22 protein-coding genes and 1 tRNA gene are annotated in these 22030 nt (G+C 47.0%); 2 read left to right on the top strand and 21 right to left on the bottom strand.

The genetic code is table 11. The annotated features are described in order from the left end of the window. Positions 1-181 precede the first annotated feature (181 nt). Both EDD73_RS13530 and recD2 read right to left on the bottom strand, forming a co-directional pair. Complete coding sequence (locus EDD73_RS13530) at positions 182-850, bottom strand: geranylgeranylglyceryl/heptaprenylglyceryl phosphate synthase (protein ID WP_207668896.1); 669 nt, start codon at positions 848-850, stop codon at positions 182-184. A gap of 84 nt (positions 851-934) precedes the next feature. Continuing rightward, positions 935-3118, bottom strand: coding sequence for an SF1B family DNA helicase RecD2 (gene recD2 / locus EDD73_RS13525; RefSeq protein WP_131920799.1), 2184 nt, complete (start codon positions 3116-3118; stop codon positions 935-937). 218 nt (positions 3119-3336) lie between these two features. Here recD2 and EDD73_RS13520 point away from each other — a divergent pair, with 218 nt between their 5' ends. Continuing rightward, positions 3337-3888, top strand: coding sequence for a biotin transporter BioY (locus tag EDD73_RS13520; protein ID WP_131920797.1), 552 nt, complete (start codon positions 3337-3339; stop codon positions 3886-3888). 154 nt (positions 3889-4042) lie between these two features. On the opposite strand, the gene EDD73_RS13515 is transcribed toward EDD73_RS13520, so the two are convergent. Then, positions 4043-4759, bottom strand: coding sequence for a zinc dependent phospholipase C family protein (locus EDD73_RS13515; RefSeq protein WP_131920795.1), 717 nt, complete (start codon positions 4757-4759; stop codon positions 4043-4045). A gap of 441 nt (positions 4760-5200) precedes the next feature. Next, a complete protein-coding gene (locus EDD73_RS13510) occupies positions 5201-5944 on the bottom strand; it encodes a nucleotidyltransferase family protein (RefSeq protein WP_131920793.1) in 744 nt (247 codons plus the stop codon). A gap of 268 nt (positions 5945-6212) precedes the next feature. Between EDD73_RS13510 and EDD73_RS13505 the strand changes: the two genes are divergently transcribed. Continuing rightward, positions 6213-6289 (top strand) — tRNA-Pro (locus EDD73_RS13505). Between the two features lie 246 nt (positions 6290-6535). On the opposite strand, the gene EDD73_RS13500 is transcribed toward EDD73_RS13505, so the two are convergent. The 17 genes from EDD73_RS13500 to EDD73_RS13420 all read right to left on the bottom strand — a co-directional run bounded on the left by EDD73_RS13500 (position 6536) and on the right by EDD73_RS13420 (position 21767). After that, complete coding sequence (locus EDD73_RS13500; protein WP_131920791.1) at positions 6536-7903, bottom strand: tyrosine-type recombinase/integrase; 1368 nt, start codon at positions 7901-7903, stop codon at positions 6536-6538. A 246-nt stretch (positions 7904-8149) separates the two neighbouring features. Continuing rightward, positions 8150-8938, bottom strand: a complete 789-nt coding sequence (locus EDD73_RS13495) for a C40 family peptidase (protein ID WP_131920789.1) — start codon at positions 8936-8938, stop codon at positions 8150-8152. A gap of 47 nt (positions 8939-8985) precedes the next feature. Beyond that, positions 8986-9393 (bottom strand): hypothetical protein, encoded by a 408-nt coding sequence (locus EDD73_RS13490; RefSeq protein ID WP_207668895.1) that lies wholly within the window; start codon positions 9391-9393, stop codon positions 8986-8988. Further along, the gene (locus EDD73_RS13485; protein WP_131920787.1) at positions 9390-9758 is read right to left on the bottom strand and encodes a sigma factor-like helix-turn-helix DNA-binding protein; all 369 of its coding nucleotides are present in this window, start codon (positions 9756-9758) and stop codon (positions 9390-9392) included. Before EDD73_RS13485 ends, EDD73_RS13490 begins: the two co-directional genes overlap by 4 nt. Positions 9759-9777: 19 nt before the next feature. Further along, a complete protein-coding gene (locus tag EDD73_RS13480; RefSeq protein WP_131920785.1) occupies positions 9778-10311 on the bottom strand; it encodes an AAA family ATPase in 534 nt (177 codons plus the stop codon). A gap of 141 nt (positions 10312-10452) precedes the next feature. Then, a complete protein-coding gene (locus tag EDD73_RS13475) occupies positions 10453-11004 on the bottom strand; it encodes a hypothetical protein (protein ID WP_243116935.1) in 552 nt (183 codons plus the stop codon). Positions 11005-11086: 82 nt separating this feature from the next. Beyond that, positions 11087-12310: a DNA-methyltransferase gene (locus tag EDD73_RS13470; RefSeq protein ID WP_131920782.1), complete on the bottom strand. Its 1224-nt coding sequence runs from the start codon at positions 12308-12310 to the stop codon at positions 11087-11089. Between the two features lie 36 nt (positions 12311-12346). Beyond that, a complete protein-coding gene (locus EDD73_RS13465; RefSeq protein ID WP_131920780.1) occupies positions 12347-13288 on the bottom strand; it encodes an FAD-dependent thymidylate synthase in 942 nt (313 codons plus the stop codon). A 24-nt stretch (positions 13289-13312) separates the two neighbouring features. Next, a complete protein-coding gene (gene dut, locus EDD73_RS13460) occupies positions 13313-13819 on the bottom strand; it encodes a dUTP diphosphatase (protein ID WP_131920778.1) in 507 nt (168 codons plus the stop codon). 99 nt (positions 13820-13918) lie between these two features. Beyond that, positions 13919-15814: an anaerobic ribonucleoside-triphosphate reductase gene (locus EDD73_RS13455; RefSeq protein ID WP_131920776.1), complete on the bottom strand. Its 1896-nt coding sequence runs from the start codon at positions 15812-15814 to the stop codon at positions 13919-13921. Next, on the bottom strand, positions 15811-16266 hold the full coding sequence (locus EDD73_RS13450) for a 4Fe-4S cluster-binding domain-containing protein (protein ID WP_243116934.1): 456 nt from the start codon (positions 16264-16266) through the stop codon (positions 15811-15813). The genes EDD73_RS13455 and EDD73_RS13450 overlap by 4 nt, the downstream gene beginning before the upstream one ends. An 89-nt stretch (positions 16267-16355) precedes the next feature. Then, positions 16356-16592 (bottom strand): hypothetical protein, encoded by a 237-nt coding sequence (locus EDD73_RS13445; RefSeq protein ID WP_131920774.1) that lies wholly within the window; start codon positions 16590-16592, stop codon positions 16356-16358. A gap of 1 nt (position 16593) precedes the next feature. Beyond that, complete coding sequence (locus tag EDD73_RS13440) at positions 16594-16956, bottom strand: PDDEXK family nuclease (RefSeq protein WP_131920772.1); 363 nt, start codon at positions 16954-16956, stop codon at positions 16594-16596. Next, entirely contained in the window at positions 16956-17861 is a 906-nt protein-coding gene (locus EDD73_RS13435; protein WP_131920770.1) for a PD-(D/E)XK nuclease family protein, read from the bottom strand. The genes EDD73_RS13440 and EDD73_RS13435 overlap by 1 nt, the downstream gene beginning before the upstream one ends. Before the next feature lie 17 nt (positions 17862-17878). Next, entirely contained in the window at positions 17879-19939 is a 2061-nt protein-coding gene (locus EDD73_RS13430; protein WP_243116933.1) for a DNA polymerase, read from the bottom strand. Positions 19940-20232: 293 nt separating this feature from the next. Further along, on the bottom strand, positions 20233-20955 hold the full coding sequence (locus EDD73_RS13425; protein ID WP_165876525.1) for a PhoH family protein: 723 nt from the start codon (positions 20953-20955) through the stop codon (positions 20233-20235). Positions 20956-21026: 71 nt separating this feature from the next. After that, entirely contained in the window at positions 21027-21767 is a 741-nt protein-coding gene (locus EDD73_RS13420; RefSeq protein ID WP_131920764.1) for a hypothetical protein, read from the bottom strand. Positions 21768-22030: the final 263 nt, after the last annotated feature.

The raw sequence follows: 22030 nt of genomic DNA, 5'->3' as shown, positions 1-22030 counted from the left end.
CAGGATCAAACTCTCCATAAAATATGAAGTGTTCGAGTCAAGCTCGTTTACTTACTAACTGGAATTCATAAATTAAAAGGTTATCACGCTTTTTCAACTGTTTGATTTTCAAGGACCAGTCGACGGTGTTGTCCGTCGCAACGAGTGATATCTTATCACGTCATTCGCACAGTGTCAACACCTAATTCTTAATTGCTTCACGAATTTCTTGCAAGGCTTGAGCTAAATCGGCTGATTCATAGACTACGTTACCGACAACAATCTGATCACAATATTGCGACATGGTTTTGGCTTGCCAGGCACAAGTGATTCCACCGCCATAGATCATCGGCGCCAGCGGATATCGCCCACGCAAGCGCGCCATCCGCTGCGCATCTCCCCAGATACCGCTATACTCAAAATAAAGCCAAGGTATCCCCAGCAGTCGATGACTCATTTGAACTAATCCGGCAAGCTGTTCATCATCCATATTCGTCTGTGCTTCTGTAAGTTGGGCCACCGCTGAACGCGGATTAAGCACCACATAGCCAATCGGCAGCACGCGCTCCCAAGGTATGCTCCCTTGTTGACGAGCTAAGGCTTGACTTTGTGCACCCAGCAACCAGTGCGCATTGGGTGCATTTAACACCATCGGCACCCAGTATTGATCGGCATCCAGGATCGTGCATCCTTCCACGGTCACCTCAACAATCCGTTGACCGGGATAATCACGAACGCGGCGCCAAAGAGAAGCAAGATTATCTGCCGTGATATCCTGGGTACCACCAACAATGATACCGTCAGCACCGGAGCGTAAAACGGCTTGCCACCTTGCATCTTCCAATTCACGCCCCGGATCAAGTTTAACCAATAAAGTAGCCACCATACCACCTGCACAAATAAAAATAAAACTTATGTCACTAACCATATCACAGTCCAACGGCCGAGGTGAAGCTCACGTTCCTTCCCCTCCTGCTAATTGCGTCCAGCGCAAAGGCAGTTGACTGTATCGCCGCATATCTTGGGCATTTTGAACAGCTATGCGCACCGCTTCGGCATCACCGATCAAAATCACTTTTTCCCGTGCCCGCGTCACAGCCGTATAGAGCAAATTGCGTCGCAACATTCGGCGGTGCTGCAACACCAACGGCATGACGACGACAGGATACTCACTACCTTGGGCTTTGTGAACGGTCGATGCATAGGCCAGCGTCAACTGATCCCATTCCGAACGTACATAGGGAATCCGTTCATGTTCAAAGACAACATAGAGTGTATCTTCTTCGACTTCATCTTCTTTGGCTAAGGCAATATCAACGATAAAACCGGTATCGCCGTTAAAAACATCTTTATCATAGTTGTTTTTTAATTGCATCACCTTGTCACCGTCACGAAACAGCAGGTATCCGGCTTTGACTTCCCGTTTATTTAACGCCGCCGGGTTCAGCAGATTTTGCAGCATTTGATTTAAGTTCGTCACGCCTGCTTCGGTATAACGCATGGGCGAAAGAACTTGTACATCATCTAGCAAATAGCCTGCACGTTCAATAGCACGCTGCACTGTCTGCGCAAGCGCATCAACACAGTCCGTAATGGACGAACGCGACAAAAAGATAAACTCATTCCGGTTTTCCAGCACGGGCATTTCACCACCATTAATCCGGTGGGCATTGGTCACGATATCCGACGTACCGGCCTGGCGGAAAATATGGCGCAGTTCAATAATCGACCCTAATCCTTGTTCGATGATATCATGCAAAAACTGTCCCGGCCCTACTGGCGGCAATTGGTTTTTATCACCGACCAAGATAAGCTTCGCCGTCGCCGGCATGGCATGGAGCAAGTTCGCCATCATGCCGATGTCAACCATAGAAACTTCATCGACAATAACCACGTCGCCTTCCAGCGGCTCCAGGCTGTCCATCACTTCATCATTACTGCCCGCTCGCAGCTTAAGCACTTTATGCAACGTTGATGCCGGCTGCCCCGTCGTTTCCGCCAGACGTTTGGCGGCGCGGCCGGTCGGGGCACAAAGAACCACCTTGGCGTTCGGTCGCGCCCGTTCAACTACCGCCAGCAAACCGCGAACAATCGTCGTTTTTCCAGTTCCCGGCCCACCGGTAATCACAAGCAGATTTTGCTTGGCCAGCGAATAAAAGGCTTCTTTTTGTTCCGGCGCATATTCGATGCCAAAATCGCGCTGCATCGTCGCCAATACGCGATCCACATCCACTTTCCAGACATGCTTTTTTTGCACACGCTCATAGATCGATAAGGCAACAACTTCTTCGGCCGTATGTAACGCCGGCAGATAGCATCCCCCTTGGTAAATCCGGATCAACCCATGGGCCGCCACATCGATCAATTCTGCTTGGATCCGCGCTGCTTCCGGTGGTTCCGGAAACAAAGTTGATCCCGATAAAATGGTCTCCGCTTCACGCAGCAGTTGTTCCGACGGCAAAAACACATGGCCTTCATCGCGCGCTTGCCACAGTGCATACAAAAGGGCTGCCTGAAACCGGCTCACTTCATCACCGCGAAAACCCAAATGGCTGGCCAGTCGATCACAGCGTTCAAAGGAGATATCTCGCAAATCCAAACAAAGTCGATAGGGATTTTCCTCAACGACTTGTAGGCATTCCCGCCCATACTTACGAAACAAGCGAATCACCAGTTCGCTTTCTAAACCGTAACTGTTGAGCACTACCATCAAATTCTCACTGAAGGCAAATTCCTGATAGGCGGAGACAATCTCATCGGCCCGAGCCTTAGAAATCCCCGGTACTTCATAGACTGCTTGCGGACGATCGCGCAACACCGTCAGTACCTCTAAACCAAAAGCCTCAACCAGTTTTTTGGCCGTTTTTCTTCCTAACCCTTTGATTACACCGGCCGCTAAGAATTTCTCCATCGCTTTAAGCGACGTGGGCGGAAGCATCCGGTAGGTTTCAAAGCGAAACTGTTTGCCAAAGCGCGCATGCTCGGTCCAGTTGCCGGTCAGCGCATAGCGAACACCTGTTTCCGGGCATAGCAACGGACCGACGGCGGTGATGCGTTCATCATCGACTTTAAACACCGCCACCGTATAGGCTTCTTGCTGAAATATAATACGTATGAGTTCGCCTTCCAGTTCGGTCATCCATTCAACCCTGCCTCTTAACGGTCAACTTCTTTATTAAGGTAAAGCCTGCCTTTTAATAGTCAACTTCGTCATATGTTAACCGTGCCTCTTAATGGTCAACTTCGTTCGACATATGTAAACCATCGAATATATTTATGGTTGACAATGATATCTGACTTTGACTACAATCATCCTAGCTCAATCAAAAGTTTACCGTCAGAGAGGATGGAAGTCCAGTGCCCACCAAAACATTAACCCTTTCGGCTATGATCGCTGCCGTGCTTTACATCTCGGCGCAACTTGCTTTTCTGTTACCGATGATTAGTCCCGTACCGATTACGTTACAAGTATTTGCGATCTGCCTCTTCCCGTTAATCCTGCCGCTTTCCATCAGTGTGACTGGAATGATCGTCTATCTGACGTTGGGCGCGATTGGTCTGCCTGTATTTGCACAAGCCAAAGGAGGTATGGCTACGTTTTTTGGTCCTACTGGCGGATATCTGATCGGTTTTTTACTGGCGACCATCGTCATTGCCTATGCTGTCAAGATTTTTTCACGGCCAACCATCTGGCGTAATCTGGCCCTTTGCATCGTGGGCTTGCTGATCAGTTATGGTTGCGGTGTCGTTGGATTAATGCTGGTCCTCAACGTATCATTCGCTAAAGCCTTGATCATTGGAGTGGTCCCCTTCATTGCCGGTGACTTGATAAAAATTGTCTTGGCGTCCTCGGTGGCACTGGCTGTCGCAAAACGTCTCGACGTAAGCACGCTAACGCAGCAACAATAACAGCAAAGCAAAGAGCGAAAAAAGATCGGTTAATCCGGTCTTTTTTCGCTCTCACGCTGTGATTAAGATTTTTCTTCACCAATTTTTCCGGGCTGCCGTAAACTCCGTTGATCTACATAACTATCGGCATGTTTATGTGATTATCCCCCATATTCTATGTGATCGGTACAGGACGTTCACTGTGAGCGTACAACCAAAAAGAGTGAAGAAAACCGGCCGAGCAGCGCTGGGCTCGCGGCAAAAGTACACGCAATGCCCGATCATAATCACGACTGTTGCCACTGCTGGCTTGCCCAAAATGATCGTAAGCCAATCGTGCATTTTGACGTAACCAATCACGCGGCGACCAGTCGGTTTGATAAATCCCTTCCGACGTTACGGCATACTCTTCACGATGGCTTTCAGCAAAACGTTCGAAACCATGATGACCGGCAAAAATGACCCCTTTGGCATGATGAGGTTCACAGAGATCTTGCACCAGATGGCATGCGGCGCCAATGCAAAACATGGCTTGCTGCATTTTATTTTTGCGATACAAACGCACAGCACGGTAAAAATAGCGTTCGATTTCAATGGCGGCACTGGGGCCACCCCAAAGACCGAGTTCCGTCACCGGATGATAATAATGGGCAATATTGCGCCAACCACGATCGATCCAAGCGGCCCCTTCATGGAGGTAGCCTATGAAGTGTGTGAACTGACGAGACTCTGCTTCATGGCCGTCATTGCGTAAGATATCCAGGGCCTGGTCCAAGCAAAATTCGTGGGTTACGCCGGGCATCGCTCCCACAAATTCTTGTACCGGCGAAGCCGTGGCCATGATCCAACGTGCAGCCGATTGCATTGGTGGCGCACTGAGAGAAAACCGCAACTTGGCTCACCTTCTTCCCTCATCACTACCTACTTCTTCCCCCAACATCTACTACTTCATCATCGTCTACTGCTTCATTAGCAGCTATTACTTCCTCAGCTGCTACTGCTTTATGATCTACAGCTTCATGATCCTTAGCTTCATCATCTATTGCTTCGCACAACACTACTTAAATTTCTTCGCGACCAGCCTATCATCTGCTCGTTAAGAAAAACGGTGTCAGGAGTAAACTTTCCATTAAGGAATAAAAATACACAAAAAAGAGCTCGGGAAACTCCCGAGCCAACGCATGAATGGGGGGAAGCCCTGTTGGGCTTCCAGAGGAGAAACATAGGGGAACAAAAGGGGGTAATCCCCTACACTAAAAATTATTACCATCCTTTTCGCTGTTTATTCAAAAAAAGAGCAGTCTCCTATATTCAGGAGACCACCCTACATTCGTTAGGATGCCGTTGTTTGCGTACCAGAGTAGTAATCAACGAGTTGACCGTTTTCCAGATCGATCTGTACTTGACGGTATTGTTCTAAGGTGCCGATGTCTTTCCAATAGCCATCCGATTTGAAGCCATAGAAAGGTACATTTTTTTCCATAAGTTTGGGGAAAAGATTTTTGGAAAAATCGTAAAAACCATCGGGTATGTATTGGAAAATTTCCGGCTCCAGTACATAAATGCCTGTATTGATCGTATTGGAAAAGACCTCATCTTGCTTGGGCTTTTCAATAAAGCGAACGATCTTGTCTGATTCATCGGTAATCACGATGCCAAACTGCGTCGGATCTTCTACGGTCGTTAACGCCATGGAGGCTTTCGCACCGCTGGCTTGGTGCTGGTTAGCTACCTCGGTAAGGTTAATGTCCGTAATCCCATCGCCACTAATAACGAAAAAGGTATCATCGAGAAAGTCCTTGGCTTGTTTGACGGAGCCGGCCGTCCCTAATGGTTCTGTTTCTACAAAGTAGCGCAGGTTAACGCCAAAACGGGAACCATCACCGAAGTATTCTTTGATCAAATCGGGATAATAGCACAACGTTGCAGCAATATCGGTAATACCGTGGGCTTTTAACAATAACAAGGCATACTCCATTGCCGGACGGCCTAGAATGGGAACCATGGGTTTAGGCATCTTATCGGTAAGCGGACGCAACCGCGTTCCTAACCCCCCTGCCATGATTACAGCTTTCATTAGGCTACACTCCTTTTCTCCTTATAGTCTCTCCAGTCTCTTTATGTCATCTCATTGATGTTAGTAGTTCCGTCGCTGGACTCATGAAAACAGGTCATCGTATAAGTCGGATCCAACAACGACACCCTGTCTATATTATACCTCTTTTCAATGGCACATTCTACGCATCTCCTTAAATTTTTCCAATGTGATCCAAACGTTCCCGGAATAATTTTTTTCAAAAAATGCTTGACGTGATTCATTAGTTTGTAGTATGATAATTTTCGTTCGGGGCGTGGCGCAGTTTGGTAGCGCGCTTGGTTCGGGACCAAGAGGCCGCAGGTTCAAGTCCTGTCGCCCCGACCATAATCCTCAGTAATATCAAGGGTTTTGAGGTCATACCCCCTTGGGGGTTAGTCTTAAAGCCAAGCTACTGTAGCAATTACTGTAGCAATCAGGGGTTTTTCAGGGCAATTTAACAGGCATTCTCTCGATGCCGAAAAACAAAAAAGGCCGGGCAATAAGCCCGTACCTTAATTTTTTTATTTTGGGGTTTATCCCAGGTAGGTGCAACTACCCAGGATTCAATAAAAATTTTTTGAGGTCCTTCTGTCAGGCTATGCTGTCTGTACGGAAGGATTTTTCTTTTTCTACGGGTGTCGGAATATCTCGTTCTAAAAGTTGCAGCAAGTCGTCCATCTCTATACAACCGTTCAAATAAATATTTCCCGTTGTTGTGACGTCTTTATGCCGCAGAAGGGTCTGAGCATGTTTCATACTGCCACCCATTCGAAGAATGTTTGCCCCGGCAAAATATCGAAGGGAATGAAGTTTCACACGGGGTAGCTCGGCCTTCTCAAGATATTTTTCAAGTCTCCGGGTAAATTGTCTTGGGCACATCGGTGTTCCATTGAGGTTGCATGTTATTAGGTCGTTGTCCCGGTAGTCTCGGCCATACGATAACCGTTCACCTTTGATTCGAATATAATGATTTTTTAAAACTTCTAACACATCTTTGGGAAGTGGTATCGGAGCCGCACTAGCGTCTGTCTTTGGGGTTCCAAACTCTATGCTGGTCTTACGTCCCTTACCATCTGATCTATTAACTCTTTCAACGGTTTGTTCAACGCTGATGTACCGATGTTCCCACTTTACGTCTTGCCATCTCAACCCCAATAATTCGCCCCGCCGAAGGCCCAACCGTGATGCAATATAGAACGCAGCGTAAAGCCGGGGTTCAGATTGTTTAACATGGGCTAATAATTTGTCCATTTGCTGTTTTGATAAAACTTTCGTTATCGACTTTCTTTTCTTTGGAAGTTTTACGCCCAGAGCTGGATTATTATCAATCCTTCCTTCCTTTACGGCCTGAGCTAGGGCCAGCCGGATGACATTGTAGATATGCCGTATGCTTTTCGGGCTTAATCCCTTACCTACTTTCTGATCTTTAAGATTTCGAATCCGTCCGCTTTCCAGCTTACCACGGATCAGTTCTTCTTGAATCATACCCGTTGTCAATTTACGAAGACTTACTGATCCTAATGTCGGTACGATATGAACCCGTGACATCGTTTCATATAGCGTGTAGGTTGAAATTTTTGTACTTATTGATACATAATCGCTTAACCATTTCGGCATCCATTCAGCCAGGGTAATGTCCTTTACGGGACCATTATTACCGCTGCTGACCTTCGGTGGCGTATAGGTTCCGTCCATGATCATCTTTCGGGTTATTTCTAGCTCTACACGCTTTTTCTCTCGCTTTTCTTGGGCCTTTTCAGGAGTCTTTCCTGCACAAGGAATCCTTTTTTTCTTTCCTGTTGTAGGATCTACATCCCAAAGAATCGCTACATACATTTTATCAGAAGCTCTAAAATAAACACTTCCTTCTCCGTATGTAGATTCATCATTAGTCACCGCTACAGTAGTGTTTACTTGTTTTGTTTTTTCATCTGATTCTGTCGCTTTCTTTCTTGCCATTTTTTTATCCCCCTAAATTTTATGAAATCTTTAGTGCATCCAAATTCAGGTTAACCCTCCTTTTCTGCTGTTTACCCAATTTTTTTCTGTAGCATTGTAACCAAGAGCGATACAATCTCATAATAATACGACATTTTAATTATGTAAACATAAAAGTGATTATACCTAAATATAATCACTTTCAAGGGATTTCTTTTTGAAAAATTAATTATTTACACTGATTTTATATAGTTAAACAAATAACTTTTATTGAATTATTCGCCGGGCCATAATATAAGTCTGCACATAATGAGGATCATCAATGCTACTAATAACCACCCCCAATCTCACCCCAGCCGCATGAATAAACTTTCGCTCCCCCATGTAGATCCCTACATGCCCCACGCGAGAATAATCCTGATTATAGCGAGTGTCTGAATTCCAAAAAAACATCAGATCACCCTTTCGAAGCTGATCACGCCCTACAAAAAAACCTTGCTGAGCTTGTTCTGCTGCCACTCTGCGAAGTTGAATATAATTAGCTCCGAAAACATACTGTGTGAAACTGCTACAATCGAATCGTGATGTATCCCAGGGTCGGGCACCCCATTGATACGGGGTTCCAAGATACTTCTGGGCCAATGCGATCACCTCCGATGCCTTCCGACCCCAAGGCATTGTCGCCGGGGCCATTACAGGCAAGCTGAGCCATTGTCCAAGTTGTAAATTCTCCGGTCTAATATAAGGGTTTGCTGCTGTCAACTTGTCCACCGGAATTCCAGTCTTCCGAGAAATGATATAAAAGGTATCCCCCGTTCCTACTTTATAGGCTGTAATTGGGATCTGAATGACTTGTCCTGGGTAAGCAATATCGAAAGTAAAGTTATTTTGCTTCATGATCTGCTCTACCGTTACACGCCAACCTTGGGCAATCCCCCACAAGGTATCCCCTTCTTGTACTTGGTAAGGGATTGCGTACGCTAAAGCTATATTTGGCATCGATAAAAGCCACATAATTGCCGCCACTGCCGCCGCCATAAAATTCCGATTTATCATTGTTCTTAATCTCCTTGTAATGAATTTTAAAAAAGAAAAGGGGCTTTTTACGCCCCCTGCTGCTGAGAATGCCGGTACTTTTTCGGCTTATGCGAATTCCTTTTATTGGTTGACGAAAAATAACTCATATCCCCAGTTGCCCTTTCCCGTCGCATTCTTACGCTTACCTGACCGCTGCTTAGAAAGGGAAATTCCGTTCGGGTCAGCTTGTCCGGGCAGCGATCCTTCAGTTCATCCCGCAGAATGTAATTAGCAAGTCGATGAAGTTGCAAGCTATCCGGGATCTGCCCGATCTGTTCTAAATAGGCTTCCGTTAATTCTTCTACTGCTTTGTTTCGCCAAGGAAGGGGCATATCTCGCTTGATAAGCAGGTTCACGTCTTCTTCAAACGCCTTTTTATAATCGCTTCCTTGCTGGAATCGGTCTGCATAGGGCTTTTTTTGTTTGCCTGTCATGCTACATTCACCCCCTGTTCTTTTTTCCGATTCACCGTAGCAATCCGGGCCACCGCTGCATTGATATGATCACTAACGCCCTGCTGAGTAATGGAAAGCTGCCGGGCTACTTCTTGCTGGGTAAATCCCCGGAAATACACAAGATAGATAACAAGCTGTTGCCGGACTGTCAGATCGGCTTCCAAAATAGAATGAGTAAAATCGGTTAGAAGATCGCTTGCAGCATAGTCGCCCCGCCTGAATCTCATTTCCCGCAACTTATGAACATTCAGAAGTAAAGCATAAATCCCCCGTTCCTTATCAATCGGGTATGTTTCATCAAATCTTTTTTGCTTTGCGGAAAAGTCAATTTTGCATGTTCCCATCCCCCGGTTCCCCCTATGTCTAAATATTAGAAAGCACGATCTCCATCTTTTCAGAAAGCCGGTCCAATGTACCGTTGTTTGTAATTTCGAAATCAACCACATACTGATCAATGTAGGATTCCGTTTCGTGATTTACATCCTCGCTACGAAATACATCGCCCAGGGCTTTCATTCGAGCCATCCGATTTTGATATGAAGCAGTCACCCGGACGATAGTAAATCCGGCATTAATCAACGCTGCATATTCGTTCGGTTGCCTCAGATCGGAAATCACAATAGAATCCTGGGGGCCAGTCTTTTCAGCGATTTCCCGTAGCAAGTAACGCACCCAAACTTCCGGGTCAGCTTCTCGTAAGGCCTGTCCGATCTCTTGGTATAATGAACGGGGTTTGCTTCCGTTGCTTCCCTTGTCGGGGTATAGCATACGGGCCACCGATCTTACTCCATCCCCAAAAGCAAAACGCTTAAATCCATGCTTTTCTATGAGATAGGCCGCGATCACGTCTTTACCGCTCCGCATCCGTCCAGTCAATGCGATTTTTACCCCGTACATTTTACAGCCCGCCTTTCATGCCCCACTTCCCGCCATCGAAGTAGCAGGGCATATCGTTTTTCCAACCACTTTAGATAACGTAACATTTCAGTAGGTTCGCTCTCTGGGGCATTCACGATTTCGGCTACTTCTTCTTCCATCTCATTCAATAGATCCAGGTAATGAATTAAGATCCCCATGAGATTCACCTCCTTCTTTTAACAAGGCCCAGGTATAGTCCGCAGCCGATAACTCATAACACATCTTGCCGCCCCAATGTATGAAGGGTAACGGCTTGCTATTTTCCTTAATAGCCTGCAAATGCTTTGCCTTTAGCACCGTAAAAATTGGGGCTTCAGTTTGCCAGCCGTTTACCCACAACACTGCCGCCCCTTGCTTCAAATATCCTTCTAGCTGAGCAGCCTTAAAGCGGAATGTCGAAAGCATTGAATTGTTAAACTTCACTTCTACCGGCTTTCCCTTCACTAGATAATCCGCCTTTAGGCTTACTCTCCCACTCATCAGTAGACGTCCGGAATTATCGCAGCCATTATTTTTGACAGTCAGCGTTTCCCCGGTCTTTCGACGCCAGTATTCCGCATAAAGGGAGATGATTTCGGATTCTGTTTTTACCCCTTGCTTTATGTCGCGGGCAAATTCTTTAATGTCCCGGCCATCCATTCGGTAAAAATCGTATAGCATTGCTTGGGCCATTTCGATTTCCCCCTTCTTTGTGGTTATACTTAGATGCCGTTATCGGGGGCTTATTGTGACAAAAAAAAGAGGCTAGGGGGTTTTAACCCACCCTAGCCCTTGCGATTTCTACGTATTCCGGGTTTTGTTCTATTAGCAGGAATCCCCGCCCCTCTTTCCGGGCTGCGGCCCCAGTTGTTCCGCTACCCCCGAAAGGATCAAGCACAATTCCACCGGGGGGCGTCACCAGCCGGATCAGCCATTGAATTAGGCCGACAGGCTTAACAGTAGGATGAAAGTTTGCATATTTAATAGGTGTTCTTTCTGTTCCGTTCGGTTGCAACTTGCTATTTTGTACGCCACACCCCGCATTAGAATAAGTCAAGCGGGGTTCCAGGTGGATCAAATTACCCTTCCAATCACTATTCCGATCCGCTTTGGTTGCCTTTTTGGACAGTTCCTGGGGGGTCACGTTGAAATACTTGCTATACCATTCTTCCAGTTCCTCAGTTACACAGTTAGCAGGGAATCGGCCCATCTCTTTGCTTTTTTCTATCTGCTGCTTGCACCGTTCCGGCATATTGTCGTTAATCATACCTTCTGCCAACTTGTCGTCCGTTGGAATCCGGCATCCATCCACGTTGATCGCCCCGGTCCCGTATACTTCAAGGGTATCGCATACCGATCCGCTCAAAGGCTTCCGTGCCAGAATGATCGGTTCATGGGCAGGTTTTAACGCTGTTCCCCAGCCGTCCCACTTCTTGGCTAGGTCGGTTACAGGCTTATTACCTGCCACTTCGTGAAATCCTTGCTGCAAAGCTGTTTCCATCCAAGGTCGGGTATTTTGCCCACCCATTCGGAAAAGGGCATCCCCGGTAAACGGGATCTTCACTTTTTCACGCTCGGCACCTGAGCGTTTGTCAAAAGCCTTGCCTACATCCATATTTTTCGGGAATCCGCTGGTATACAGCCATTCGATCACATCGCGGATTTCAAAGCCCGCTAGCCGTAGGGCTACCGTCATTAAATCCTGGGTTCGCGTCCCAGAAAAACAAAGAATATAGCTGCCGGGCTTCATTACCCGGTAAACCTCCCGCCATAGGGCCGGGCTGGGAACAAATGAATCCCAGGTCTTGCCCATGAATCCCCCGCCCCGCCGGGTGTAACTCTCACCTGCCAACCACTTCGTCAGCACTTCGGAAATGTTTGGTTCTTTTGAAAGCCCGTATGGGGGATCGGTTACACATGAATCAACGCAGTTATCCGGCAAGGTTTTTAGAACTTCTAGGCTGTCCCCTTGAAGCAACTGATTCATAAATTGTTGCATTGTATACCCTGCCCCCTATGCTTTATACCGTTACCGTTAGTCCCACATCGATTTTGGGGCTTTCCCCATCTTTTCCATAATCAATTTATAAACGTCCAGGGTCAGAATATCTTCGCCCTGGGCTTTTTCTTTGTTCACAAGTTCGCCCAGGCTGGGTCGTTGTTCCCTTAACTTTCGCATGGCCCTCTTGTGGGCTGTCATGTGTTCACCATGATATTCCCGCAAGAAGTCCCATTTTTCCGGGTCGAGTTCCCGCACCGCCTCAAACATATTCTGCACGATCTCTTTAGTCTCACCTTGGGCACCGGGTTCCCATAGTCGCTGCTGAAAAACATTTTTCACCAAGGCTTCTTCCGAAAAATCAAACATGAAAGGTGGAAGAATTACGCCAGTCGGGTATAGGGATCGGATGGCTTGCAGTTGTTCTTTTGTGTCGGCCTGACAGGTCAGTTCTTCACATTGGGCCAGTTGGGATTCCATCATCGCTTTATATGCTTCTTTGTTCCTGGCTTCTTTCGGTATGACATAGCCCCAAGGCTTATTCGCCCGTAGCCCTCCAGCAATCCGCCGATTCCGTAAGGTATAGGTAATCAAATGATCGTAGGCCGGTTTACTAACCCCTATATATAGGAAGGAAATACTTTCTCCACGTATCGGTTCGTACGAATGACCGGCTTGTACCATGCCCTTCAGAAATCGTTCGGTATTGTCCATATCGCTATACTTGCCTAGGTATAAGGCCGAAGCGAAAGCCGACGACAGCCGCCCCCGGTCTGTCTGCCGTAGGGCGATCACTCGACCTTTTTGAACGGGCTTAAATCCTTGCATGGTATAGATTCGATTGATAAAAAATTGAATGCTGACTATATCCTCTTGTCTTTTCGGGTTCAAAAACACGTTATCATTTCCGGTAATCTCGCTCATGTTGATCGAAAAAAGCTCATCTGGGGCTAGGGCTTTATTTGCGTTATTGTTCATGTTGCTTCCGTACCCCCTGTTTAGTTAATCTCTGCCCGTATGCCCGAATCCGCCGTCTGCTCGCTTGGTCTGCTCGGTGAATTCGTCTACTTCGATCAACTCGGTATCGTGTAAGGCTTGCGGGAATACCATCTGGGCAATTCGTTCGCCCGGCTTAATTACAAAGGCTTGAGTTGATAAATTAATAAGAATCACACCGATCCCACCTGTATAATCGGCATCAATAGTTCCCGGTGTGTTCAATACGGTAATGCCATGTTTCCAAGCTAGGCCACTCCGGGGTCGCACCTGGGCTTCTATACCTCGCGACATCTGAATCGCGATCCCGGTTCGCACCATGCACCATTCGCCGGGTAACAAGTTGTAATTTTCGAACGAAGGATTGAAAGGCTTGCTGGGGCTTTCATCGGGCCGTAGCACATCGAAAGCCCGCAGGTCGAAACCACTTGCTAACGGGGTCGCCCGTTCAGGTATCTCCACCGCTGAATGAAGGCGTTTCGTTCGTATCGGCGTCGTCTTAACTATTCTCATGGTTGTTTACCCCCTTTTGATTCTTAGATGCCGTTTATATGGACGATTTGTGACAAAAAATAATCGGGGGAATGTTGCTTCCCCCGTTGTTCATTCCTGTTAATTAAATTTTCTTTTCGGGTATTCGTAATTCTTTCGGGTCGCGTTCCACGATGAAACTTTCGTAAAATAGCCGATAATCCGGGTTAGATAATCCTGGATAGGGGCACCGCAGATCGGGCAGGTTGTCCCTGTTCCCACAATCGACGTATGCCCGGCTTCGCATACCCCGAAACCATAGTTGATCGCGAAATGTTCCACACCCTCGGTCAATGCAATTTGGATCAGTCGTTCCATTGTTGCAGCATCTTGAATCCTTTCCTGTACGTTCAGATGAAGAATGCCGCCGCCGCTCACATGCTTCATAAAACGCCCGGTCAAGTTAATACGATCCATGATCCCCATGTCCGCAATAAGGGGAATATACTGGTTGGAATACAATTCGAACGGCTGCTGCTTGCCGAATAGCAGTTGATCCTTCCGGGCCAGGGCCACCGCTGTCGATTCCCCAGGGATTTCTTCGGTATTGAAGGAATGGCCCGTTTCCCTGCTAAAAGCTAGGGCGTATTCTTCCGTTTTCATCAGCACTTCTTCCACGAAATCCTGTCCTTCCGGTGATTCCATCGGCATCCCCAGGAAATGGCACATCTCGTATTGCCCATGAATACCGATAGTTGAAAAAAGCATATCCAGCGTGAACCACCCCAGGGGCTTAAAGAATTTTAGAAAGCCCTTTTCCACTCGTCGCCGCAGAATTTCTTCACGATGAACCAGCAGCAGATCGCGGGCCAGCATCAACCGCTTTTCGAGCAGGCGGAAAAAGTCTTTTCGATCTTTCGCTTGCAGGGCAATTCGAGGGAAATTCACAGTAACAACCCGATGCGATCCGATATTCATGCCGCCGTTTCCAAAGCTGTCAACCCGGTATTCCCGCATTCGGTCAGCATCATTGACATATCGGCAGCACATCGCCACCTTTGATCCCTCGTTTGCGTAAATGTTTAAGCAGCCCAGATTTGCATTTACTCGGCTGATAAACTTCAAAAAATCGGTATCATGGGGCCGTCTATTTTCGTCCACCGACATATTTGCCGTCATTACCGGAAAGCGATAGGGTAAATCTGTAGTTGGAACGCCTTTAGAAATAAATTCAGCAAAAAGCTTTTGAACGTCCATGACATATTCCACGTTTACTTCCGAGCCATCCGGGTAACGGTATTCTGCAAACAACTTTTCAAGGTTGGCCCGGTCGAAGATGGAAATATTAGTAAAAGGACTTTGCCCGGAAGTTCGAAACTTGTTATTTGCAACGTGAATAAATTTCTGCCATAAGTTCACAATATAATCCCGATCTCGCGGCTTACGAGGGTCTACTCCTTCTCGTTGTAAGTACCATGCAAGATTCACAAGAAAGTCCCCAGGTGCAACCGCCCCGGCAAATTCCTGAGATAGATCCATTACCGTTTCCGTTACTTGGGCCACGAAACTATCTGAACGTTTTGGAGGTAACGATCCTAATTGTCCATAAGGCCGTCCTTGCAACATTAGATTCTGGGTTGAAAAAGCAAAACAATAAGGGATCTGAATCCCATGCCCACTAGCATCATGGAAATAAACATCACCCCGCCAGATCGCAGAAATCATTTCGTTTGCTTTCCGTACCCCGAAACGCTTTGCTGAATAACGCCATAGCAGGTAATACCCTTCGAGCTTCAGAATGCCCTTGACCACTTCGGCCTGATAGTTGTTAGCACTCAATTCCTCATTTGCATTAGCATTCTGATCCACGCTGGTATCTGCCAGCCGCATCGTGAAATAATCATGGGACATTTTGCCCACGTCAATTTTTTCAGGGCTAATTCCTTCTAAGGCAAGCATTTCCCGGCCTTGCGGATCTTTGACGAATTTCTTATAAAGGGCATCGAATTTCGGATCAAAAGTTAATGTAAAGTTCATGCTGCTTGTCCCCTTCTGTTGTCTATAATCTTTTGGTTACTGCTTACGGGAAAGCCGCCCGTTCGTAGGTCTTCCCGGTATTCCCCTGCTACGATCACACTACATAAGCAGGCAATGTCTTCAGGGATCTCGTTGTCCTCATATCCGGTATACAGCCAAACTTCAAGGCCCAGGCCAACCACGCCGATCAATAGTTGTCGCAGGGCCGCCAACTGATCCATCGGTTCACCGCCTATAAAAACCACTGCTTCGTAATGTTTGCGATATTTACTGATCCGGCTCAGGATCTCATTCGGGTCGATCTTCATTCCTCCGTTCGGGTCTTGCAGTTCAGGATTATGACAACCGGGGCACCGTTTACCACAGCCCTGAAAAAACACCGAAAAAGCAATTTTACCTCCGGCATCGCTTGTATTCAGATCGTTAAAGCCTCCCACTTTCAAAATGATCACCCCCCTATAATCCTTAGATGCCGCTTATACGCTAGTTTTGTGACAAGTCAAAATAAAGGGGCAGCTTTTCAGCTACCCCGTTGTTTTTCCTATGCTGTTTCATCTTCTTCGTCCCAGTCCTCATCTTCGCAAGGTATAACAAATCCGATTCGGTTTGCTGATTCGCTGCCTTCGCTTTCTGACTGACCCGTTACTTCCAGATGGTTTGCTTTTACTTGTAGGGCCAATTTCTTTACTTCTACCCACATCACCACATAGGACCAAAAAGGGGCCAATATGACAATAAATAACGCCCCGATAATAGCCCCTAAGTTGAATAGTTGCAAATTAGCACCCCATTCCTGTTTGCTCGTTTGTTGGCAAGACCAGCACATCAGATTGAGTAATTTTCCATTTGGAAAACCCTTTACGATCTACCCATACCCAAAATTCAAATTCCAACACGTCGCCCAGTTCATAGTTGCGGATCACTTCTTGAATCTCCGCGATCTCTTTTCGATACGCTGAAGGGCTAAAGGCTTTTGTTCTTTTTGATTGTACCGCCACGATCCGGTCTTTTCGGATTCCTAACACATCGATCTTGCTATGGCTACCAGCCGAACGAACGACAAGATATCCGCGATTCGTTAATTCTTGTACAATTTTTCGTTCTATCTCATAACCCCGTTGGTAGTTCGTCCGTTTCGCCATTAAGCTATCTCCTTACACTTCATCTTGTAAGGGCAAAAAATACATTTTTCGGGGTCTTTGCTGGGCATCTCTTTCGCGTAATACTTCCGGGCCACGCCAGCGAATTTTTGCAGTAATTTGTCCCGATCTTCATCGGTCACATTAAGGTAAAAGGCCCGTATATCCGGCTTTGCTTCGTGACCCTTCATCCAACCGTCTTTCGCCAGGGATTCGTAAACGATCAAGAATTCCCGCAGGCCGAACAAAAGAGAATAAGCAACACATTGGGTTTTATGATCTTCCTGAGCATCTTTCATTTTGTAATGTCCGATAGCCCCCAGTGTTGTCGATTTCGTTTTGAATTCGAATCCGATTTTTAGACCATCCCGGTATTGCAGCACCCCGTCCATCATGCCATATATTTGAAACTTAACCCCATCGTATTCAAGGGGCCGAACCTGCCGCACGTTCTTTTCCCAAGCGGGAAGGCCCTTTTTCGTTCTTACTACCGTAAAGGCGGGATCTGTTAAATACTTTTCTGCATATAAAAGATCACGCTGGACCGCGGCATGCACAGCCGATCCGTTCCGTACCCATCGCCGCTGATAAGGCATCATTTCCCCTTCTTCCTTGGGAATTCGATCAGCCCGGAAATACAGTTCCCGTTCACACTTCGAAGCCGAAGAAGGCGAAAAGGTAACGATCCCTTTTTGAAATTGCAATCCGCTTTTATCATCTTCCAGGGCCAGGCGTTCCGTTTCCATTAGCAGTCGTTCGATCTCGATGTCCGGCATAAGTTCTCCGGAATGCACCCGGTTAAAATGATCCAAGATTGCCGCCGTCAGTTCCGTTCCCCGTACTGATATATTTAACTCCGCCACCGTCTCCCGTAGCTTTGCGGCCCCGGCTTTGTTCGTCAGTCCCACAATATTTCCCCCTTAAATTAGGCCGCTTGGTTGAACCATTCGGATTTCTTGATCCCCTCTCCCCATCGTTTCATTAACTCGGTATCTACTTTCATGGGCACATTCAGGTCCACCGCTGACAGCATACAGTTTTCAATCTCTCGCACTTCTGCCGGGGTTATCTGATCGCTTACCAGCATAAGGGCTTCATCATGGACGGTTGCGAATAGTTCCCAGCCTTTACTTTTGCAGTACGCATGCACCTGCAGCAGGGCTTTTTTCATCACGTCTGCCGCCGTCCCTTGGATGATCGCGTTTACACTCTGACGCCGCACCGATTCGACCGGGCCTTTTACTTTCTGATATGCTTCTTTCAAGGCTCGGGGTATCTCTTTGATCTTCCAGAAGTTCGCGGGCACTTCCGCCGTCCCGGTTATGCTACATATCTTCCGGGCCAGGGCATCATAGGCTTTTGCTTGTTCTCGATGCCCTGAGAATCGCCGCTTTCGTCCGTCGATGGTTTCCACGAATTCATCTTTTTTGACAGATTCATGGACAGAAAGAATAAACTTATGCACTCCTGGATAGGACGTGAAAAAGTCCCGAATAAACTCCTGGGCTTCCTCGATGCTGATTCCTAGCTGCTGAGAAAGGGTAAACATGCTGGTTCCGTACATTACCGCCAGCAAGCCGATCTTCATCTTCTTTCGGTAGATCGATCCATCGCGGCATTCTTCAATCGGCACCTTAAACACCCGGCTTGCCAGGGTTGAATAGAGATCCTGCCCCAACAGGTAAGGTTCGCGAAAATGTTCATCCCCCGATAAATGGGCCAGGATTCGGGGTTCAATCTGGGAAAAGTCGCTGCCTAAAATCAGCATTCCTTTGGGGGCAATAACTAGCTTTCGAGCCTTCGGGGGTAGGTTTTGAAGGTTAGGATCATTACTCGAAAAACGGCCGGTTACGGTCTGTACTTGGTTAAATGAACCATGCAACCGTCCATCTGTTTGGATCTTTTCAGGAAGGGCATCTACATAAGTTCCCAGCAGCTTCGTAAGGCCGCGATATTCCAGCAGGGTTTTAATGCCGTCATGTTCCCCCTGCAAGGCTTTTAATGTTTTTACGTCCGTTGATCGCTTGTTGTTGTCCGGCAGTTTCAGGTCATCATAAAACACCTTTGCAAGCTGGGATGGGGAATTAAAATTTATATCTCCGAAGGCTTTCTTCAGCTTTGCTTCCGCCGCTACGATTTCGGCCCGCAGTTCGTCGCCATATTCAGCAGCGAATTCCCGGTCTATTAAAAGACCTGTCTGTTCCATATCCACGCAAACATCTACAAGTACATTTTCAATGTCCCGATGAAGTTGCAGCAGCTTGTCCCGCTTTTGTAAATGTTCCTTCTGCCATTTATAAAACTCAAGGGTCAAATGGGTATCCTTAGCGGCATAGACCAGGGCTACGTCCAGGGCCACATCATCGAATCGCGTCTTTCCGAAAAGTTCATCAAAGGTATGGCTTTCCTCTTGGAATCCAAAGTATTTACCATATTTAGTCGCTAAGTTCTTTAAGGCATAGCTGGTTTCGTTCTCGTTTAGCAGAGCCATCGCGATCCGTGTATCATGCAGCAGCCCTTTCATCCTCACCCCATGCCGGATCAGCATATGAATATCAAACTTCGCATTGTGTAAGACTTTCCCTAGATCGGGGTTAGTCAACATAGGCCGTAGGGCTTCCAAAACAAGATCCCGGTCAAGCTGCTTCCCGGCCTTGTGGGCCACAGGGATATAAACGTGATAGTCAGCCACAGGCAAGCTAAGGGATAGGCCCACGATTTCGTCCTGGTACACATTCAACCCGGTTGTTTCCGTATCCAGAGCCACGAATGTTTCCCGTTCTAGGTCTTCCACTAGCCGCCGAAGCTGGGGCACCGTCTGAATCAATCGGTAATTCGTTGGGGTCTTCTCGACCATTTCCCGCAGGATTCCGGTCTTCCGCTGGTTCATCAGCCCCCGGTAAATCTCCAGGGCTTTTGTTTTGGTCAAAGTTTTGTTACTATCCAGCCCGGTTCCTATCTCGCCGGCTTCAATGGCTTTTTTCACGTCCAGTAGCCTGGCTTTGTCCGTTGCGGTCAGGTTCATTTGCAATATGCCGGGCTTTTGCTTTCCGGTCTTTGTGATATAGCCCGTTTCCCAAACCTCGGCCCAGGTCGGATCATGCAACGCCGCTTCCTTCTTTGCCTGGGCAGCTTTGGCCCGCTTTGTCTTTTGTGAATCTTTTTCTTCGATAAATTGCAAGTTCATGTTTAACATAAAAAGCCCCCTTGCTATTAGATGCCGATAGCAAAGGGGCTTTGTAACATTTGTTTCAATTATGATAACTAGTATATTTTACTTTAACATACCCGATCTTCTTTACGAAGCCTTTCGATAGTATCCTGCACATCGTCAGCATGGTTCGCAAACCAGCCCCGGTAATTGTTGACGAGTTCATGGATCGCCACCTGTTTTTCCCGGAAATGTTCTTTATAGATTTCTAACGGGAAGAGTCCGCCAATCTTCTTCATCCGGTAGTTATCGTTTTGTCGTAGCGATCCCGTTGTTACGATCTTGCAGCAATCAGAAATCCGGGTGTAAATGGTTTGCAGTTCGGTCAGGTCAAAACTTTGGGCTTCGTCTACGATAATAAAGGCTTTTTTCCAGGTTACACCCCGCGTATAGGCTGAAGTAATAGCCGCCAGTTTCGCTACATCCGGCCTTGTCCATTTATCGAATAGGCCCGGCTGCACTAGATCCAGGGCATCGTTCAACGGCTGCATATATGGCTTTTCTTTATCACCCACGCTGCCCGGTAAATGGCCCATATCCCGTACCGGGATCGCATTCCGTACATAGATCAAACGGTCATAGGTTCCTCGTTCCACTTCATACACCCCCGCCAATACTGCCAGGGCCGTTTTACCCGTTCCTGCCTTGCCTTCACAGAATACCGCCTGCACATCTTGAGGAACTGCCCAAAGGCTTTGCATATACGCAAGCTGGTAAGGATCAGCCTGCACATTGATCCCTTTTTCCTCTAACCACTTCCACCGGATACTTCGCTGGGGTCGATAGTTCATTTTGCATTCCCTCCGCCCGCATTTAATGAAAAAGGAAGAGCTTGTAAGGCCCTCCCCCATTATCTATTCAATTAAAATACGCTATCCGGGTTATCGTCTTCAGACGCTTTAGGAATCGGTTTTACGCCTTCACCGCCATTTTTCGCTGCTTCCCATTCGTCAATCTGTGCCTGGGCAGCTTTCACTTCATCGGCTGCATAGGTCTGGGCTACTGGGAATCCAGCCTGCATCAGGAGGGCGATCTGTTGGATTCGTGTCCGGGGTTGCAGGCCACTTTCAAAGAATTCCGGTTCTACGGTCACGCCGTCAAACTTACCGAATTTCTCTTTATCTTCGGCTTTTAATCGAAGAATTGGGGAAAGTGAATAGTTGGTCTCCACTTTGTTACCCGTTCTTTTGAATACAAAGGCCACCGTTTCCAGGTCTTCGCTATATTGTTCAATGCCCGCGATCAATTGCTGGGCTTGCCCCTTTGTCGCATCAAAAAGGCGGATTTCACCCATATCAATATCAGCGAAGGCAAAAAGGTAACGTTTTTTCGCATAAAGGCCATCGAATCCTTTTGCTTTCAGATCTGACGCTTCGCATAGGGCACACTTTTCCCCGATAGGCTTAATACAGGGCTGGGTATAGATGCCGTTTGCATAGGATGCATGGGCCAAATATTCGCAATAATCCTCTGCACTTAACAGGCGAACACGACAACTTTCGCCGTCTTTCAGTCGAATATATAGCTTTTTGAAATCGATTTTTTCAACTTTTTTATTTAATGACGCTTTAGCATCTTTACCTTTTGCGGTAATGATAGACATTTGATATTTCCTCCTAGTATTGATAAAATCATCTTTGTTATTTGTCTTAAGTGCTTATGAGGCTAGATATTCTCGAAAGGCTTTTCTAGCTCTCGAAACTTTCTGCCGCACTTTTGGCGAATATTTCTTTTCCCCTAGAAAAGATGCCACTTCTTCATTTGAAAAACCTAATAGAGTCTGTCTAAAAACCCCCGCATCCCAAGGGTCGATTCATAAAACTCAGTATTCAATGGTATTTTGTGCCATTTAAAGGTATTTTGGCT

Source organism: Heliophilum fasciatum (genome assembly GCF_004341395.1).
Lineage (GTDB): Bacteria > Bacillota > Desulfitobacteriia > Heliobacteriales > Heliobacteriaceae > Heliophilum > Heliophilum fasciatum.
The sequence above is the reverse complement of the archived record's forward strand: the minus strand, read 5'-3'. Positions and strand labels throughout refer to the sequence as shown.

What these genes read in the sequence shown, in the direction of transcription:
- EDD73_RS13495 (WP_131920789.1), bottom strand. Translation starts at nt 8,938, where the DNA reads ATGATAAATCGGAATTTTATGGCGGCGGCAGTGGCGGCAATTATGTGG.
- EDD73_RS13465 (WP_131920780.1), bottom strand. Translation starts at nt 13,288, where the DNA reads ATGAACAATAACGCAAATAAAGCCCTAGCCCCAGATGAGCTTTTTTCG.
- EDD73_RS13455 (WP_131920776.1), bottom strand. Translation starts at nt 15,814, where the DNA reads ATGAACTTTACATTAACTTTTGATCCGAAATTCGATGCCCTTTATAAG.
- EDD73_RS13485 (WP_131920787.1), bottom strand. Translation starts at nt 9,758, where the DNA reads ATGGGAACATGCAAAATTGACTTTTCCGCAAAGCAAAAAAGATTTGAT.
- recD2 (WP_131920799.1), bottom strand. Translation starts at nt 3,118, where the DNA reads ATGACCGAACTGGAAGGCGAACTCATACGTATTATATTTCAGCAAGAA.
- EDD73_RS13420 (WP_131920764.1), bottom strand. Translation starts at nt 21,767, where the DNA reads ATGTCTATCATTACCGCAAAAGGTAAAGATGCTAAAGCGTCATTAAAT.
- EDD73_RS13425 (WP_165876525.1), bottom strand. Translation starts at nt 20,955, where the DNA reads ATGAACTATCGACCCCAGCGAAGTATCCGGTGGAAGTGGTTAGAGGAA.
- EDD73_RS13475 (WP_243116935.1), bottom strand. Translation starts at nt 11,004, where the DNA reads ATGGCCCAAGCAATGCTATACGATTTTTACCGAATGGATGGCCGGGAC.
- EDD73_RS13490 (WP_207668895.1), bottom strand. Translation starts at nt 9,393, where the DNA reads ATGACAGGCAAACAAAAAAAGCCCTATGCAGACCGATTCCAGCAAGGA.
- EDD73_RS13510 (WP_131920793.1), bottom strand. Translation starts at nt 5,944, where the DNA reads ATGAAAGCTGTAATCATGGCAGGGGGGTTAGGAACGCGGTTGCGTCCG.
- EDD73_RS13480 (WP_131920785.1), bottom strand. Translation starts at nt 10,311, where the DNA reads ATGTACGGGGTAAAAATCGCATTGACTGGACGGATGCGGAGCGGTAAA.
- dut (WP_131920778.1), bottom strand. Translation starts at nt 13,819, where the DNA reads ATGAGAATAGTTAAGACGACGCCGATACGAACGAAACGCCTTCATTCA.
- EDD73_RS13440 (WP_131920772.1), bottom strand. Translation starts at nt 16,956, where the DNA reads ATGGCGAAACGGACGAACTACCAACGGGGTTATGAGATAGAACGAAAA.
- EDD73_RS13470 (WP_131920782.1), bottom strand. Translation starts at nt 12,310, where the DNA reads ATGCAACAATTTATGAATCAGTTGCTTCAAGGGGACAGCCTAGAAGTT.
- EDD73_RS13500 (WP_131920791.1), bottom strand. Translation starts at nt 7,903, where the DNA reads ATGGCAAGAAAGAAAGCGACAGAATCAGATGAAAAAACAAAACAAGTA.